The 17,174-nt window shown below is 62.2% G+C and carries 15 protein-coding genes; 9 read left to right on the forward strand and 6 right to left on the reverse strand.

Annotated features, from left to right (window positions below; all coding sequences use genetic code 11):
* The first annotated feature begins 30 nt into the window (after nt 1-30).
* Complete coding sequence (locus ACWTU7_RS05395) at nt 31-939, forward strand: LysR family transcriptional regulator (RefSeq protein WP_455838040.1); 909 nt, start codon at nt 31-33, stop codon at nt 937-939.
* A 347-nt stretch (nt 940-1,286) separates the two neighbouring features.
* On the opposite strand, the gene ACWTU7_RS05400 is transcribed toward ACWTU7_RS05395, so the two are convergent.
* Together ACWTU7_RS05400 and ACWTU7_RS05405 are read right to left on the reverse strand one after the other, a co-directional pair.
* Nucleotides 1,287-2,306: a PQQ-dependent sugar dehydrogenase gene (locus ACWTU7_RS05400; RefSeq protein ID WP_455838041.1), complete on the reverse strand. Its 1,020-nt coding sequence runs from the start codon at nt 2,304-2,306 to the stop codon at nt 1,287-1,289.
* A gap of 139 nt (nt 2,307-2,445) precedes the next feature.
* Complete coding sequence (locus ACWTU7_RS05405) at nt 2,446-2,988, reverse strand: dihydrofolate reductase family protein (protein ID WP_455838042.1); 543 nt, start codon at nt 2,986-2,988, stop codon at nt 2,446-2,448.
* 205 nt (nt 2,989-3,193) lie between these two features.
* Between ACWTU7_RS05405 and ACWTU7_RS05410 the strand changes: the two genes are divergently transcribed.
* Nucleotides 3,194-4,087, forward strand: coding sequence for an HNH endonuclease (locus tag ACWTU7_RS05410; protein ID WP_455838043.1), 894 nt, complete (start codon nt 3,194-3,196; stop codon nt 4,085-4,087).
* Between the two features lie 157 nt (nt 4,088-4,244).
* On the opposite strand, the gene ACWTU7_RS05415 is transcribed toward ACWTU7_RS05410, so the two are convergent.
* Complete coding sequence (locus ACWTU7_RS05415; protein WP_455838044.1) at nt 4,245-5,975, reverse strand: adenylate/guanylate cyclase domain-containing protein; 1,731 nt, start codon at nt 5,973-5,975, stop codon at nt 4,245-4,247.
* Nucleotides 5,976-6,420: 445 nt separating this feature from the next.
* Between ACWTU7_RS05415 and ACWTU7_RS05420 the strand changes: the two genes are divergently transcribed.
* The 7 genes from ACWTU7_RS05420 to ACWTU7_RS05450 all read left to right on the forward strand — a co-directional run bounded on the left by ACWTU7_RS05420 (nt 6,421) and on the right by ACWTU7_RS05450 (nt 14,960).
* Nucleotides 6,421-7,473, forward strand: a complete 1,053-nt coding sequence (locus tag ACWTU7_RS05420; protein WP_455838045.1) for a LacI family DNA-binding transcriptional regulator — start codon at nt 6,421-6,423, stop codon at nt 7,471-7,473.
* A gap of 130 nt (nt 7,474-7,603) precedes the next feature.
* Entirely contained in the window at nt 7,604-8,857 is a 1,254-nt protein-coding gene (locus ACWTU7_RS05425) for an ABC transporter substrate-binding protein (RefSeq protein WP_455838046.1), read from the forward strand.
* 390 nt (nt 8,858-9,247) lie between these two features.
* Nucleotides 9,248-10,174, forward strand: coding sequence for a carbohydrate ABC transporter permease (locus ACWTU7_RS05430; RefSeq protein ID WP_455838047.1), 927 nt, complete (start codon nt 9,248-9,250; stop codon nt 10,172-10,174).
* Nucleotides 10,174-11,031 carry a carbohydrate ABC transporter permease gene (locus ACWTU7_RS05435; RefSeq protein ID WP_455838048.1) on the forward strand — a complete coding sequence of 286 codons (858 nt, stop codon included), beginning with the start codon at nt 10,174-10,176 and terminating at the stop codon, nt 11,029-11,031. The genes ACWTU7_RS05430 and ACWTU7_RS05435 overlap by 1 nt, the downstream gene beginning before the upstream one ends.
* Nucleotides 11,032-11,058: 27 nt before the next feature.
* The gene (locus ACWTU7_RS05440) at nt 11,059-13,068 is read left to right on the forward strand and encodes a glycoside hydrolase family 127 protein (protein WP_455838049.1); all 2,010 of its coding nucleotides are present in this window, start codon (nt 11,059-11,061) and stop codon (nt 13,066-13,068) included.
* A gap of 109 nt (nt 13,069-13,177) precedes the next feature.
* Nucleotides 13,178-14,341, forward strand: coding sequence for a hypothetical protein (locus ACWTU7_RS05445; RefSeq protein ID WP_455838050.1), 1,164 nt, complete (start codon nt 13,178-13,180; stop codon nt 14,339-14,341).
* On the forward strand, nt 14,328-14,960 hold the full coding sequence (locus ACWTU7_RS05450; protein WP_455838051.1) for a hypothetical protein: 633 nt from the start codon (nt 14,328-14,330) through the stop codon (nt 14,958-14,960). The genes ACWTU7_RS05445 and ACWTU7_RS05450 overlap by 14 nt, the downstream gene beginning before the upstream one ends.
* On the opposite strand, the gene ACWTU7_RS05455 is transcribed toward ACWTU7_RS05450, so the two are convergent.
* From ACWTU7_RS05455 to ACWTU7_RS05465, 3 genes are read right to left on the reverse strand one after another with little or no spacing between them, the layout of a single operon-like run.
* Nucleotides 14,957-15,397 (reverse strand): GtrA family protein, encoded by a 441-nt coding sequence (locus ACWTU7_RS05455; protein WP_455846500.1) that lies wholly within the window; start codon nt 15,395-15,397, stop codon nt 14,957-14,959. The two genes, ACWTU7_RS05450 and ACWTU7_RS05455, sit on opposite strands and share 4 nt — an antisense overlap.
* A complete protein-coding gene (locus tag ACWTU7_RS05460; RefSeq protein WP_455838053.1) occupies nt 15,390-16,082 on the reverse strand; it encodes a class I SAM-dependent methyltransferase in 693 nt (230 codons plus the stop codon). The genes ACWTU7_RS05455 and ACWTU7_RS05460 overlap by 8 nt, the downstream gene beginning before the upstream one ends.
* On the reverse strand, nt 16,057-17,130 hold the full coding sequence (locus ACWTU7_RS05465) for a glycosyltransferase family 2 protein (RefSeq protein ID WP_455838293.1): 1,074 nt from the start codon (nt 17,128-17,130) through the stop codon (nt 16,057-16,059). Before ACWTU7_RS05465 ends, ACWTU7_RS05460 begins: the two co-directional genes overlap by 26 nt.
* Between the last annotated feature and the right edge of the window lie 44 nt (nt 17,131-17,174).

Below are 17,174 nucleotides of genomic sequence, written 5' to 3' on the forward strand. Positions count from 1 at the left end.
CAATAGGTTCGCCCCTGCCATGAACTACGCATGAACCTGAACCGGCTGGCCTATTTCGCCGCGGTGGTCGACGCCGGCTCGTTCACCCGAGCTGCCGAGCGGCTGGGCATCACCAAGGCGGTGGTCAGCCAGCAGGTGGCGCGGCTGGAGCGCGATGTCGGAACGACGCTGCTGATCCGCACGACGCGGCGCGTCCATCCGACCGAGGCCGGCCGGACATTCCATGCCCGCTGCCTAAACGTCCTGCAGCAGGCCGAGGATGCCTTCGACGAGCTCGCGCAGGCGGCCGCCGAGCCGACCGGCACGCTCAGGATCGCGGCGCCCAACGACTACGGCACGTCGGCGGTGGTGCCGGTGGTCGCCGCCTTCAGCGCGCGCCATCCCGCCTGTCGGGTGGAACTGACGCTGGGCGACGAGACCATCGACCTGGCGTCCGGTGGAATGGACGTGGCGATCCGCGTCGGCTGGCTGGCCGATTCCAGCCTGCAGGCGCGGCGGATCGGCACATTTGGGCAATTCATGGTGTGCGGCGCCGAGTTCGCAGGGAGCTTTAAGGCCGGCGAACCGCAAGACTTGGCCGGGCTGCCCTTCGTCGCCAACATGGCGCTGCGCGAACCGCTGCTATGGCAATTTTCGCGCGGCGACGCCGTGCAAACCGTGCCCATGCAGGCAACGATCGCAATCGACGCGACGCCGGCAGTGCTGGCGGCCGTCCGCGCCGGCGCCGGCCTGTCGGTGCTGCCGGATTTTTTGGTGCGGAATGAACTGGCCGCAGGGCGGCTCGTCCACATCCTGCCCGAGTGGCGGCTGCCCTCCGGAGGCATCTACACAGTCTACCCCGCCGCGCGTTTTCGGCCGCCCAAGGTGACGAGGTTTGTCGAGATGCTGGTCGCGGCCGAGCAGGAGATGGGGCCGGTCGGGCAGGGGCGAGGAGGCTGAAGCTGCCGATCTCCCCCCTTGAGGGGGAGATGGCCGGCAGGCCAGAGGGGGTCGTCTAGCGTAATGCGCCAACCTCCACTGTCGCAAGAGAGGAGGCCGGGCCCGGTCGAACCGACCCCCTCTACCCTGCCCGGCATCAACCCCTCAAGGGGGGAGATTGGCCGTCATCCGCGCCTTCGCCGATCACCAGTGTTGCAGGATGAGCGCCAAGACCCGAACAGCCGATCTCCCCCAAGTGGGGGAGATGGCCGGCAGGCCAGAGGGGGGCGCTGTCCCGCCAACCACTTCGAAGCGCTCAACCGCCAAACCAATCCGCCAACCCTAGGCGCTTCGCCTGAAAGGAAACGTCATCGCCTGAAGATGTGAATCGCGCCTCCGGCGTCGTCGGATACGAGCACGGAACCGTCCGGCGCTTCCTTGACATCCACGGGCCGACCGACGCCTCTGAGGAAAGTCGTCGCCGAGACGGGCCGGCCGCCCTTGAAGCGCACGCGCACGACCTGACGTCCGACTGGAACTGACCTGTTCCAACTGCCGTGCTCGGCGACTAGAGCGTCGCCGCCGAGGCTGCGGAAGAAATGGATTCCGAGGGTTGCGACATGCGCTTGAAATTCGAAGACGGGCGGAATCTGCTGCGCGGGCGGCCGTGCGTCCCGGAACCCTTTAAGCCGAATTCGGCCTCCGAAGTAGGGAAAGCCATAAAAGCCGCCCGGCCGAAGCGCGTTCAGCTCATCCGGCGGGATATCGTCGCCCATTCGGTCGGCGCCGTTGTCAGTGAAGAACATGGTGCCGCCGCGCCAGTCGAAGCCGACCGAATTGCGAACGCCCCAGGCGACGCGTCGAAGATCGGACCCGTCCTGGTTCATGCTGACGATCGTGCTTTGCAGTCCACGCGGCAAACAAATGTTGCAAGGCGATCCGAACGAGACATAGAGCCGGGAATCGGGGCCGACGCCAATATAGCGAAGACTGTGGGCTCCCGAATCCGGCAGCCCTCGGCGAATGTCGCGCCTGCCGCTCAGAGCGCCCCCCGGCCCGATGTCGAACGCGGTCACGCGGTCGCTCGAAGCTACGAACAAACGACCGCGTGAGCATGCGACTCCATTCGGAGCGGAGAATCCGGAGGCGACCCGCCGGGCGCGGCCGCCGGACACCGGCACCGCGTAGACCGAAGAACGTTTGGTTCCGACGAACAGTACGTTGCCGCAGACCGCCATTTCGCGCGCGGCGGGAACGCGGGCGAGAACCTCAGCCCGCGCGGGTCCGGGGGCGAGAGCCACGCCAGAGGCGGCCGCCGCGACCGAGACGAGAGCGAGAAGCCCAATTCTAGCGGAAAGGAACCCGGCCTTAGGGGAAAAAACGTCCATCGGCGCCCTCCGAATACAAGCTGACTTTGCTGGAGGGAATTGGGGCGGCTTGTTCTCGTTTCAAGCCGGAGCCCAGGCCTCGTTGCGGCTGAGCAGCAGATGGGGTGAAACGGGGAGGGGCGAGGAGCGGTAAAGCGTATTACGACCTCGCTATTACCGGCGCATACTCAAGCGCCACCACGCCGTTGCTGAATGGCGTGGCCGAAATGAGCTCGAGCGGCACTGGCTCGCCGGGCGGGAACAGCGGCTTGCCCTGGCCGACGGCGCCGGGATAACTGAGCAGCCTGACGCGGTCCACCAGACCATGGCGCAGCAACTCCTGCGCCACGCTGAGGCTGCCATGCACATAGATGTTGCCGCCGTTGCCTTGCTTCAGTTCCCTGACCGCATCCGGCAAGGCGCCCTTCAGCAGATCGGCCGGCTTCCAGTCGAGCGCCTTCAAGCTGGTCGACGCGACATATTTCGGCAGCGCGTTGAACCGGTCGGCGAAGTCTCCGGTTTCCTTGGGCCAGGAGCCGGCGAAGATCTCATAGGTCGTGCGCCCCAAAAGCATGGCGCCGCTGTCGGCAAGCTCGTCCTCCTTGAACCTGTTCATCTCATCGTTCCAGGTCACGCCAGGCAGCTTCTCGACCTCGGCGATGCCATCGACGCTGATGAATTCGGTGACGATGAGTTTTCTCATGGCGCTCTCCTTCTGTCAGAGGACGGATGGCGCGGGGCTTCTACGACACGCTCCGTGAAAATAGCGCGGTCGCTTTGAACGGGCTTTCCCTATCAAAGGACCGATACCATGGGGAAAAGCTTCTCCGACCTGGACTAAGTTCCCAAGATCGGATTGGTGTTACATCTGAGGCAGATATTCCCAAAGAACGCATTGCAGGAAGATCATGGGATTCGGGGTCTTCATTCATCGATCAGATTCGAGATACAACGACCGCCCCGAAGAGCAATATCAATTTCCCAGCCAGTATCTGCGTCGTGTCGAGGCATGCGTCGGCGACTGGATCATTTACTACGAGCCCAGCAAGGTAAGCGAGACGCGTGGATATTTCGCCATGGCCAAAGTCCAGGAAGTCATTCCCGATCCCGTGACGCCCGATATGTACCTCGCTCTGATTGAGCCTGGAAGCTACCTCGAATTTTTCAACCCAGTTTCATTTAACGGAACCGATGGTCTTGTTGAGCGAGGCTTGCTCAACGACCAAGGACGGATTTCCGGTCGTGCCCAATCGGCCGTTCGCCCAATCAGTCCAGCCGATTTCAACCGCATTATCGATCTGGGCCAGGACACGAATGAGTTGTTGCTGCCGCGCGTTGATGAGGCCGGCACCGGCTTCCACGATGAGCAGGCGCCATTCGAATTCGAGCAGAGCCGTGATCGCGTAAACTACATCGGATCGCGAATTGTGCGGGACCGCATTTTCCGTCGCATCGTCTTGCGCGCCTATGATGAGCGGTGCGCGATCACGGGACTGAAGTTGATAAATGGCGGCGGCCGAGCAGAGGTTTCTGCCGCCCATATTCGACCGGTCGAAGCGAACGGGCCTGATGTCATCAACAATGGGATCGCACTGTCAGGCACGGCGCATTGGATGTTCGATCGCGGGTTGATCAGCCTATCCGACGATTTGGAAATCCTGATCTCGCGACAGGTCAACGACCTCGACAGCGTTCAGGCATTCATCAACAAGAATCGCCGCGCACTTCCGCCGGGCCGACAGTTTGAACGCCCGCATCCTCGGTTTTTGCAATGGCACCGCGACCACTGCTTCAAGCAGTGAAGCACCGCCGGCGTGGCAGCGTGTTGGTAGGTGAGTGAAACGGCCGCCTCTGACCCTGCGCCGCCCGTCGTTCGGTCATGCCACAAGGTCCGCATCGGGTGGGGCCCGGTCTTTTTTGCCTGTCCCCGATTGGATCTGGTTCGTAGTTGCGGGCTGGCTAGAGGTCGGCAATACCGGCTTTCAGCAGCCCTTCGCGGACGTGCTGCACATCAGACTCCTGGGCGAAGTGCAGGGTGGCGATAAATGAATCGAGGTCGAATTGCGGATCGAGCGTTCTGATCTTGGCTAGATGCGCCGCGGCCGCGATTTCGTCGCCGAGCCAGCCGTAGCAGGCAGCGGCGAAAGCGTGCTGAACCGAGTCCATGGTTGACAGATGCATGAAAGCTTCGATCGCCTCGCCATACTGGCGCGCGGCGAAATGCGCCTTTCCCAGATGGCTCCAGAACCTCTCCGGGTGGTGCGGGTTCAACTGCATTGCCTTGCGGATCCATTCAATTCCCTCTTCCGGCCTCCCCAGCCAGGTCAATAACTCGCCTTGCTGCACCACCACGAGGTCATAATTCGGATTGAGGGCGAGGGCGCGCTCTTGATGGTAGCGCGCTGTGGTCAGCTCATTGTTGTTCACGTTCACTGCGGCGAGGATGCGGTGGACATCGGCATCGTTGTCGTCCAGCGCCAGCGCCCTGTCCAGCGCAGCCATGATGTCGTTCCAGACGCCATCCCTGTCTTCGCACCAGTTATGGACCCAGGCCTGGCCAAGGATGCAGGCCCGCCAGGCATGGGCATGAGCATAATCGGGGTCGAGCGCGACGGCCCTGCCTATCAAGGTTTGCGCGCGTTCATTATCCGCAATCGTGCTTCGGTGATGCAGCACCTTGGCAGCAAGCACACATTCATAGGCGGCCATGTTTGCAGGTTTCGCCCGCGCGAGCTGGTCCCGCTGAGCCGCCTCGACACGACCGGGCAGCGTGGCTGCGATCGCCGCGGTCACCTCATCCTGAATCGCAAATATGTCGTCCAGCTTCCGGTCATATTTGTCTGCCCAAATATGAGCGTCATTCGCCGTGTCGATCAGCTGAACCGTCACGCGCACCCTGTCGCCGATCTTGCGGACGCTTCCCTCCACCAGGTATTGGACGTCGAGTTTCTCGGCCACCTCGCGCACATTCACGGCGCGGTTCTTGTAGACGAAGCTGGAATTGCGCGAGATGACGAACAGCTCATGGTGGCGGGACAGTTCGGTGATGATGTCCTCGGTCAGTCCGTCCGCGAAAAATTCCTGCTCGGGGTCGCCGCTCATGTTGTTGAATGGCAGCACCACTATCGAAGGTTTCGAGATGGATCGCTTTGCCTCGACTTCCGGCAGGACAGGACTGTCAAACCCAATGCGATAGAGGCGAACCGGGCGGCTGATGTTCTTTAACGTCTTCTCGCCCAGGTCCTCCATGGCTATTTCGAGACGGTCGGCAATCTGGGTCGCCACCGCTGCGGTCACGCAGATACCGCCGACGTCGGCGAGTTGCTCGATGCGCGAGGCAATATTGACGCCGTCGCCGAAAATGTCCTCATCTTCGAAAATGATGTCGCCGAGATTTATGCCGATCCTGAATTCGATACGCCGTTCTTGCGGCACATCCGAATTGCGGCGTTTCATGCGCTGTTGGATTTCCACGGCGCATTTCACGGCATCGGTCACGCTCTGGAACTCAACGAGCATGCCGTCTCCGGTGGTCTTGATGATCCGGCCCTTGTTCTTCGCGATGGCGGGATCGACCAGTTCTATGCGATGCGTCCGAAGGCGTGCGAGCGTGCCGGATTCGTCGGCCTCCATTAGCCGACTGTAGCCCGCCATGTCGGCAGCCAGAATTGCGGCTAGTCTCTGTTCCATCGCTTGAACCAAAAACCAAGCCTATCCTTCCTGGGCTGCCAAATCCAGCAATTTGGGCTTGTGGCTGAATCAAGAAGTCTTCCTACCGCAGCAGCAAGAAAGGGCGGATCAAAACCTTCCGCTTTCCGCCAGGTGGCTGCAAAACTCGATCGCATCAAACGGCGGGAGGGATCCGCGCGGCGTCAGACCGGAAACGTCCGATATGAACACGAGTTTGGGCCATTGTGGCTGCACTCGCTGACCTCTGCAAATGGCGCCCTAGCAAGAAATCTTAGACACGCCCAAAACTAAATCTATCCCACTTGCCATCCCCTATACCTTCCCCTAATCTCCCTCTGAGAAAACCTTTTCCCAATTCGCCCGCATCCGCTGAACTCACCAGTCAGCGCCTCGCAGGACGATAAGAGAAAACCTTTTTCCAACTAAGGGATTCGCCGCGCACATCATGGCTTCCGACGCCCAGCCAGTCTTCACCAAGCCCGTCACGCTCCGAGAGGTAGCCGCCCTTGCCGGCGTCAGCGTCGCCACGGCCTCAAAAGCGCTGAACGGGCAGGGGCGGATGACCGCCGAGACGCGCGAGCGCATTCGCGAGACGGCGCAGCGGCTGGGCTTTCGGCCGAACAGCCTGGCGCAGAGCTTGTTGCGTCGGCGCTCCTTCACCGTCGGGCTGTTGACCAACGACACCTATGGCCGCTTTTCGCTGCCGGTCATGTCGGGCATTTCGGATGCGCTGGTCGACAAGGGCGTCTCGGTGTTTCTCTGCAACGTCGAGGACGACAAGCGTCTCGGCCAGCTCCATGTCGATGCCATGCTCGACAAGCGCGTCGACGGCATCATCGCCACCGGCAAGCGCATCGACCGCCATCTGCCGGTCGACCTGTCCAATCTGCGCATTCCCGTGATCTATGCTTTCACCCAGCCCGATCCCGGCGCCATCGCGTTCGTGTCTGATGACGCCGGCGGCGCGCGCCTGGCGGTCGAGCACTTTTGCCGGCTCGGGCGGCGCCGCATCGCCCATGTCACCGGGCCGGCGAGTTTTGCGGTGGTGCACGCGCGGGCACAGGCCTATCGTGACGTGCTGACCGAGAAAGGCTTGCCGGTCATGAAACCATTGCTCGGATCGTGGTCGGAAGCATGGGGTCACGAGGCGGTGAAGAAGCTCTTCGACGGTAAGCTGTCGAAGAGTGGGGACGAAAAGCCCGATGCCATCTTTTGCGGCAACGACCAGATCGCGCGCGGCGTCATCGACGCACTGCGCGAGCGCGGCCTTGGCGTGCCGGACGATGTCGGCGTCATCGGTTTCGACAACTGGCAGATCGTGGCCGAGGCAACCCGCCCGCCGCTGACCTCCGTCGACATGAACCTGGCGGCACTCGGGCGCGAGGCCGGCCTCACCTTGCTTTCGCTCGTCGGCGGCGAACCCGCCGAGCCGGGCATCCGAAAACTGCCGTGCCGGCTGGTGGTGCGTCAGTCATGCGGCCGTCTGCCGGACGGCTGAACGAATGCATGTCGCCCAAAAGTGCATAGCGGTTTTGGGATAACGACATGCATCAAACTAAAGGCAGCCGTGCCGATAGTCACCGGCTTGGGAGCGCGGTTGCAGGAAACAGAACCATGAGGAGGAGAACATGAGGACCATAATTACCGGGCTCGCCTTTGCCGCGAGCATTTTTTCCACGCTGGCAGCAGTCGGGCCGGCCGCAGCCGAGACCGCCAACATCTGGGTTCGCGCCGACGGCTCGAACTTCATGCCGAGGATCGTCGACGCCTTCAACAAGGGGCATGAGAACCAGATCAAGCTGGACATCATCCCCAATGCCGAGATCATCCCGAAATACGGCGCGGCCGCCGCCGGCGGCACAGCACCCGATGCGCTGTCGCTCGACCTGATCTACACGCCGTCCTTCGCTGCCGCCGGCCAGTTGGAAGACATCACCGACTGGGCGAAATCCCTGCCTTATTTCGCGAGCCTGTCGCCGGCGCATGTCAAGACCGGCACCTACAAGGGCCGCATCTACGGGCTGCCGTTCTCCGCCGATAGTTCGGTGCTGATCTGGAACAAGAAGCTGTTCAAGCAGGCCGGTCTCGACCCTGAAAAGGGCCCGACCAACTGGGCCGAGATCGAAGCCTATGCCGAGAAGGTCAACGCGCTTGGCGGCGACACCAAGGGATTCTATTTCTCCGGCAATTGCGGCGGCTGCAACATCTTCACCTTCACGCCGCTGATCTGGGCCTCGGGCGGCGACATCCTCACCGAGGACGGCTCGAAGGCGACGCTCGACAGCCCGCAGTTGCGCGGCGCCATCGACCTCTACCGCTCGATGGTCAAGAAGGACCTGGTGCCGGCAGGCGCGCAGACTGACACCGGCTCCAACTTCTTTGCTGCGTTTGCCGCCGGCAATATCGGCATCTCGCCGTCCGGCGCCTTCGCCATCGGCGCGCTGAACACGCAATACCCAGACATCGACTACGGCGTCACCTTCCTGCCTGGCAAGGATGGCGGCTGGTCGTCCTTCGCCGGCGGCGACAATTTCGTCGTCACCAAGGGCACCACCAAGATCGCGGTGGTGAAGGAGTTCCTCGATTTCGCCTATTCGCTCGAAGGCCAGACCATACTGGCGAAATATGGCAGCCTTCCCGTGCGCGGCGACATCGCCAATGAGGCGCTGAAAGATCTCGATCCGCGCTACAAGGTCGCCGCAGAGGCCATGGCCAAGGGCCGCACGCCCTATTCGGTGGTGTTCAACGACCTGATCAACTCCGCCAACGGTCCGTGGAACCAGATGGTCAACGAGGTCTTCTTCGGCGAAGACGTCGATGGCGCCATCGCCAATGCGCAGGAAACCATGCAGTCGATCATCGACTCGGCGCCGCAACAGTAGGCCCCGTTACCTCCCTCTCGAGGGGAGGTCGGACCGCAGGTCCGGGTGGGGTCGTTGCGGCAGTGCTCGACGTTCTTTTGCGTCGGCGCGCGTCGGAGGCGACCCCACCCCGGCCTTCGGCCGGACCCTCCCCTCAAGGGGGAGGGGACGTAGCGCTAACGGAAGAACAGGCATGAGCTCAATCACGGAAACCACGGCGCTATCGCGCAGTCGGGACGTTGGCTCCCCCTTCTCCCCTTGTTGTGGGAGAAGGTGTCGCCGAAGGCGACGGATGAGGGGTGCTCCAGCTTGGCTCCGACAGCACTCCGTCCAACACCCCTCATCCGTCTCGGCGCTACGCGCCGATCCACCTTCTCCCACAAGGGGAGAAGGAAAGGGGAGCGGCCAGGCATGACCTCCATCGCGGCAACCACCGCACCCGCCCGCCCTAGAAAACTGGTCGGCGCCGGCCCGCGGCAGTGGATCGGCCTGCTCTACGTCGCGCCGGCCGTCGCCCTTGTCGTCGTCTTCTTCATCATCCCGCTTTGCATGACGGCGTGGATGTCGCTGCACAACTGGCCGCTGATGGGCGCGCACTCGTTCATTGGCCTCGACAATTACTGGGCGATCCTGCGCGACACCAGGTTCTGGAACGCACTCAAATTCACCGGCTACTACACGGTGGTGGTGACGATCGCGATCTTCGCCGTCGCCTTTCCGCTGGCGCTTTTCATCGAAAGGCCGCGGCCGCTGACCGGCTTCTACCGGACGTCCTTCTTCATGCCGGCGGTCATCGGCTTCGCCTCGGCCAGCCTGCTCTGGTCTTGGCTTCTCAATGTCGATTCCGGCCTGTTCAGCCCGGCCGCCTTCGAACTCGGCCTGACCGAGAAGAAGGTCAATTTGCTGGCGACGTTCCAGCCGGCCTTCTGGTCGATCATCGCCATGGTCGTCTGGAAGGTGGCGGGCTTCACCATGATCATCCTGATGACCGGCCTGCAATCCATCCCGCCGGATCTGCAGGAGGCGGCGATGATCGACGGGGCAGGGCCCCTGGCGCGGTTTCGCGCCATCACTCTGCCGTTGATGCGCCGCACCCTGGCGCTGGCGCTGATCCTGTCGGTTGCCGGTTCGGTGCTCGCCTTCGACCAGTTCTACATCATCCTGCGCGGCGGGCCGCGCAACCAGACGCTGACTGCCGTCTACTGGATTTTCAACCAGTCTTTCGTGTCGTTCAAGCTCGGCTACGGCGCCGCATTGTCGATGATCCTGCTGATCATCCTGGTCGCGCTCAGCCTGATCCAGCTGCGGCTGCTGCGCCAACCGGAGGGCGTTGACTGATGGCGCAGGCAAGGAGCCGCAAAACCCGCATCGGCATGCAGATCGCCGAGCACTCGACGGGCGTCATCGCCTCATTGCTGTTCCTGGCGCCGATCGTCTGGACCGTGCTTTCGGCGTTCAAGCCGGCGCAGGAGTCGCGTCAGCCGCCGCTGCCGCCCTGGCCGACGACGGGTTTTTCGGTCGAGAATTACGCCACGCTCAACACTTTCGGCGATGGCCTCTGGCTGCCGGCGCAAAACAGCATCTATGTCTCTGTCATGACGGTGGTGCTGTCGGTGATCGTCAGCGTGCTGGCCGGCTACGGTTTCTCGCGCTTCCGCTTTCCGCTGAAGAACCTGCTCTTCGTCGTCATCCTGTCGACGATCATGATCCCGTTCCAGTCGATCCTGACGCCGATCTTCCTGGTGCTGACCAAGATCGGTCTGCACAATACGCTGACCGGGCTGGTCTGCGTCTATGTCACGCTGCAGCTGCCGTTCTCGATCTTCATGATGCGCAACGCCTTCGACGCGGTGCCGCGCGAGATCGAGGAAGCCGCCCGCATGGACGGCGCCAACAATGTCACCATGCTGCTGAGGGTGATGCTGCCGCTGGTCTGGCCGGGCATCGTCACCATCGCGCTGTTCGCATTCCTCGGCGCCTGGAACGAATTCCTGGCGGCGCTGGTGCTGATGACGGACCAGTCCAAATTCACGCTGCCGATCATGATGACTGCGCTGCAGTCCGGCCGCTTCGGCGCCATCGACTGGGGCGCGGTGCAGGCCGGCGTCACCGTGATGATGGTGCCATGCCTGGTGCTCTTCCTGTTGCTGCAGCGCTTCTACATCCGCGGCCTCATGGCAGGGGCCGTGAAGTGACCAATCGAATCGAACCGGAGTAAATTGATGACAGCATCGCAATCCGTCAGTCAGGGCACTACGCCGGGCCAAACCGGCAAGTTGGGCAAGCCAAGACTCGCCTTCCGTCCGCTGCCCGTGCCGCAGGTCGATGTGCGCGGCTTCTGGGGCGACCGTGTCGATGCCGTCGCCACCAGGACCGCCAACATCCTCTACGAGCGCTGCGTCGAGGCGCGCATGCTGGAGCAGATCGACCCGGACCGGCCATCGCCGGGCGTCGTCATTCCGTTCCACTCACCCTCGCCGGACGAGGCAGCCACCGCCGGCAACGAGTTCACGGGATCTACGGTGACGACCCAGATGTTCTGGGACAGCGATTGGGGCAAGACCATCGAGACCGCGGCCTACTCGCTGTATCGCCGCCGCAATGACGAGCTGGAGAAGAAGATCGACACCGTGATCGACATGTACGGCAAGCTGCAGCAGCCCGACGGTTATCTCTCGAGCTGGTACCAGCGCATCCAGCCCGGCTTGCGCTGGACCAACCTGCGCGATTGCCACGAGCTTTATTGCGCCGGCCACCTGATCGAAGGTGCGGTCGCCTATTACCAGGCGACGGGAAAGCGCAAGCTGCTCGACATCATGTGCCGCTATGTCGACCATATTGCCGAGACGTTCGGTCCCGAGCCCGGCAAGAAGAAGGGTTATTGCGGCCACGAGGAGATCGAGCTGGCGCTTGTCAAGCTCGCGCGGGTCACCGGCCAGCAAAAGTATATGGACCTCGCCAAATACTTCATCGACCAGCGAGGCCAACAGCCGCATTATTTCGACGAGGAGGCGCGTGCCCGCGGCGCCGACCCGAGAGCCTATCATTTCAAGACCTACGAATACAGCCAGTCGCACAAGCCGGTGCGAGATCAGGACAAGGTCGTCGGCCACGCGGTCAGGGCGATGTATCTCTATTCGGGCATGGCCGATATCGCCACCGAATATGGCGACGACACGCTGCGGGTGGCGCTCGACCGGCTGTGGGACGATCTCACGACCAAGAACCTCTACGTCACCGGTGGCATTGGACCGTCGTCGCACAATGAGGGTTTTACCGCCGACTACGACCTGCCCAATGACACCGCCTATGCCGAGACCTGCGCTTCGGTCGGATTGGTGTTCTGGGCAAGCCGCATGCTCGGCATGGGTCCGAATGCCCGCTACGCCGACATGATGGAGCGAGCTCTCTACAACGGCTCGATCTCGGGCCTGTCGCTCGACGGCTCGCTGTTCTTCTATGAAAATCCGCTGGAAAGCCGGGGGGAGCACAACCGCTGGAAATGGCATCGCTGCCCGTGCTGTCCGCCCAATATCGGGCGCATGGTGGCTTCGATCGGCAGCTATTTCTACAGTCTGTCGGACGATGCACTCGCCGTCCATCTCTATGGAAACAGCACGGCTCGTTTCGATATCGCGGGGACGCAGATAGAGCTGACCCAGGCCAGCAATTATCCGTGGGACGGGGCAGTCTCGATCACGATCGAGCCCGAGGCGCCGACCGAGTTTACCTTGCACCTGCGCCTGCCAGCCTGGTGCCGCAAGGCGGCGCTCAAGGTGAACGGGGAGGCAGTCGATCTGGGTAGCGTAACCAACGACGGCTACGCCGCAATCCGCCGCGAATGGCGCAAGGGTGACCAGGTCGAGCTAGACCTCGAAATGGCCGTCGACCGGCTCTACGCCAATCCGGAGGTCCGGCAGGACATCGGCCGCGTCGCGCTCGCCCGCGGTCCGCTGATCTATTGCGTCGAGGGGACCGACAATGCCGGCCAGCTGCACCGCATCGCCTTGCCACGGACGGCAAACATCGAGGCGCGTGAGCAGCCCAACCTTCTGGGCGGCATCGTCACGCTCTCGGCCGTCGCCAAAAAAGAGGCCTTTGAAAACTGGAAAGACGGACTCTACCGCACCGAACCACCGGCGGTGGAGGAGACGAAAGTCACCGCCGTTCCCTATTTTGCTTGGGACAACCGCGATCCCGGCGAGATGCTCGTCTGGCTGAGAGACTCGTGATCCGGGACGAAGATGATGCCGCCGACGAAAGGGATGTCTTGAATTTGTCCCGGCGGCGCTAATTTAGAGGGGAGAGTGGCGCCAGCCACTCGAATGGGTGGAGGCAGAGTTGGCGCTCGAAGATGTCGCGCGGGCGAGCGCTGGCGCTCGCGCCATGGTCCTGACCGTCGCAGCGGTGCCGTTGCTGTTCGTGATCAGCGGACTGGCCATTCGCTATGCAGCATTTGCTTCTGTGTCGGAGGAGCCAGGTTTCGCGGCTTATGCCCGCGCGCTCTGCCGCTGGGATTGCGCCTGGTATATTGACATCAGCGAACAAGGTTACGAGCGCTTTCCCATTCCTGACCACAGCAATGTCGGTCGCTGGGGCTTCTTCCCGCTCTACCCGATGCTGGTGGCGACGATTCGGGTTATCTTCCCTTTCCAGACGATACTGGTCGCCACCATCACCTCCATTGTCTGCAGCTACGCCGCCTGTCTGGTGGCATGGCCGCTGCTGGACAAGAACATGCGCGCTTATGTGCTGTATTGCGCTTTTCTGCTGAGCGGCCCGTTCTCCTTTCACTTCACGACCTTCCTGAGCGAACCTCTTTTCGTGCTCCTGACCTCGTGCGTTTTTCTGGCGCTCAAGCGGTCCAGCTATCTCGCCGCGGGTGTTTCATCCGCGCTGCTGTCGGCGACCAGGCTAGTCGGGGTCTTCGTCGTATTTGCGACCGTGATTCAAATGTTCAGGGAGCACCGCGAGCAGGGCGGGTCGACGCTGTCTTTCCCGCGCTGGGTGCTTGGCCGGCCGGATCTGCTGGTCGCTGTCTTCATCTCGCCTGCCGGTTTGTTCGCTTACATCCTGTTCCTGTACCTCACCGTCGGAGACGGCTTTGCGTTCTTGCACGTCCAGCGCGCCTTCGGACGCGTGGCCGGCAATCCGCTGGTCTTTCTATGGGACGGGCTCTCAGCTGTTCCGACCATCGGATGGCTGCCCACGGCGCCGCAATGGAGCGCGCTGGCCGCGATCACCGGATTGGCGCTGTCGGCCGTTCTGGCGGCTCGCAGGCAATATGGCGCGGCACTCTTCTGCGCGCTCTGCATCATCCTGCCGCTGATCACCAACCTGGCCTCGATGGTCAGATACGTCATTGGGCTTGCGCCTCTGACAATGTTGCTAGCCGTCCTGTTGTCGGCGTCGAGGCTCATTTGGCTCGCAGCTTTGGTTCTCTTCCTCGGCGCCTGTTATTTCACGACGATGGCGTGGATCGGAGGCTACCTTGCCTTGGTCTGACACTCTGGGGCCTTACAGACGCACCGCCTCGCTCGGCGGCTACGTGCTCGCGGCGGTTCTGGCCGGGTCCGAGATCGTCATCCTAGCGCTTGCTCTCAATCCGAACGTCAATGCCGATTATCGCGCATATTACATCGATCGGACGACGACCTGCCTCAACCGCGATGCCGTCGGCAGCTACACACTTGGCCAGACGATATCGTTCCGGAACGACGGCGCCAAGCAGGCAGCCGGCATAAAGGTCTGCGGCTGGTCGGGACCCGTCGCCGACGGCACCCATTCCCTGGGCGAGACCTCGCGGCTCCGCGTGAAGATACCGCCGCTGCGCAACGGGCTGACAGCCACGCTGCAGATGGCCGCCGTCATTCGTCCTCCACAGATCACGCAGAGGGTTGTGATCTCGGTGAACGGTGTTCGAGCGCATGCGGTGACGCTGTCTGGCAAAGATCCCCGAACGGTCTCGTTCGTCATTCCATCGGCGGCGCTCGGCAAGGCCGATACACTCGAAATTGCCTTCGATTATCTCGACGGCATTCCGCCAACTCCGGCCGCCAGCAACATCTATAAGCGCTCCATCAAGCTGGTGTCGTTCCGGCTGGATGCCATTGAGGTGGATTAGGTAGAGCGGTCGCCTTGCTGGCCGGGTCTACGCTGCGCAAAAACCCATCGGTCGAGCATGAGCAGATTGACCGCTGGAATAAGCAGGCATGTAACCAGAATGGCAATGATGGGCGGCAGGCCGAGTTTCGCGGTCAAAAGCGCCGGCGCCGCGTAAGCCACGGCGAAGCCTGTCGCCGTCAGTAGGAGAAAACGCGCAGCTTCCGATCGGTGCGGTCCGCTCGACATGAACGTTACTGACTTATGGGCGAGATACGAGAACACGGCAGCCGCGGCGTAAGCTGCAAGCGATGCTTGGACGGGCGAGAAGCCGATCCATTCCGATTTGACCAAACCGATAGCCAAGGCAGCATACAGGATTGTCGCGGCGATGCCGACCAACCCGAAGCGCGCCAGCAGCTTCAGCCCGATGCGGGCGGTCGAACGGCCCTCAGACATACGCACTGCACGCGTACTGGGCTCCAAGCGGCATGGGCGCGAGCACGCGTTCCAGTCTTCGGGCGAAGGGCCTGGCCGAGGGCAGCAGCAGGAAATGCTCGGATCGGATATCGCTGAAGCCCGTCTCCTGAAAGAGGGACCTTGCTTTGGCCGCGTTGAGCAGGACCGCGTCCTGGTCGAATGGACACCGCAACACCGCAAGACGCGTCAGCAGGTTATAGGGATTGTGTTCGATGATGCAGGCGACGCCGCCCGGCCGCACCACGCGCCGCATCTCCTGGAAGAAATCGAGCCAGGAGACGGGCGGAACATGATGGACGACGCAACTGGCGAAAGCCAGATCGAACGCGCCGTCCTCGTAAGGCAGGCTCGGCGTGGTACAGGCGCGGTAGGTCACACCTGGATTGTCCTGGCCGGCGCGCAGGATCGATTCCTCCGAGACGTCGCAGCCATCCAGGCGGTCGAAGACGCCTTCGAGATAAGGGTGGAGCGACCCGACGCCGCAGCCGACATCCAGCGCCCGCACACCGCCACCACCCTGCCGAAGCCTTCGCTCGACCACGAGACGCCGCAGCAGGTCGGCCTTGGCGATCAGAAAGAAGTCGTGCTTGAGTCCGGAAAACCGGATGGATCCTGCGACCGCCTCGCCATAATTTGATTTATAGCTGTCGAAGAGTTCGGCCATCGGCCGAGGCTCCGTTTCTGGGTTTCCGAAACGATCGACGGCTATCACCCGGGGTGGCAGCACGCACTGCCGTGTCGAAGCCGGCGACCCGATCGATCACGTAAAGCGGACGGCGTTTGACCTCGGCGTGGATACCGCCGACATAGAGCCCGACCACGCCGGTCATGAAAAGATTGATGCCGCAAAGGAGCGACACGATCACTACAGTGGATGTCCAGCCGGCAATGATGCCGGTTTCAAAAATCCAGGCGAAGATGGCGAATGTACCGAACACCACCGCAAGCGCGGAGATGGCCAATCCGCCCCACAGCGCCATGCGCAGCGGCTTCTCGGAGAAGCTGACGATGCCGTGAACGGCAAGGTGCATCATCTTCCAGAATGGGTATTTGGTCTGGCCAAGGGTCCGCGCGGGGCGTTCGAAAGGCACCGCCGTCTGCTTGAACCCCATCCAGGCGAACATGCCCCTGACGAAACGATCATGTTCGGGCATTTGCTTGAAGGTTTCCAGAGCCTTGCGCCCGACCAGGCGAAAATCGCCGACGTCGCGCGGGATGTCGACCGACGTCATCTTCTCCAGCAGGCGGTAGAAGAGGCTCGCCGTCAAGCGCTTGAACCAGGATTCGCCCTCACGCTTGACGCGGCGGGCATAGACGATCTCGAAGCCTTCCTTCCACTTCGCCACCAGATCGAGAACCACCTCCGGCGGGTCCTGCAGGTCGGCATCCATGACGATGACGGCATCACCCGCAGCCGCGTCCATGCCTGCCGTGATCGCGACCTGGTGGCCGAAATTGCGGGAAAGCTCGATCAGCCGGAAGCGCGGCTCGACGGCGACGACGTTCCGAAGGTATTCGACGCTTCCATCGAGGCTTCCGTCATCGACGAAGATCGCCTCAGCCTCGCCGTCCAACCGGCAGATCAGCGAACTGATCCGCTCGATCAGTCGAGGCAGCACCTGTTCTTCATTGTATATGGGAAGGACCAGCGAGTACCGCGGCGGCGACACGTTCACCGCAGTCCTGATGCTTTGGATCACAGAGTCTCGCATGCGATTGAAAATGGAACGCAAGCTACAAAGTTCCAAGGACACAC

This window comes from Mesorhizobium sp. BHscii (assembly GCF_053848065.1).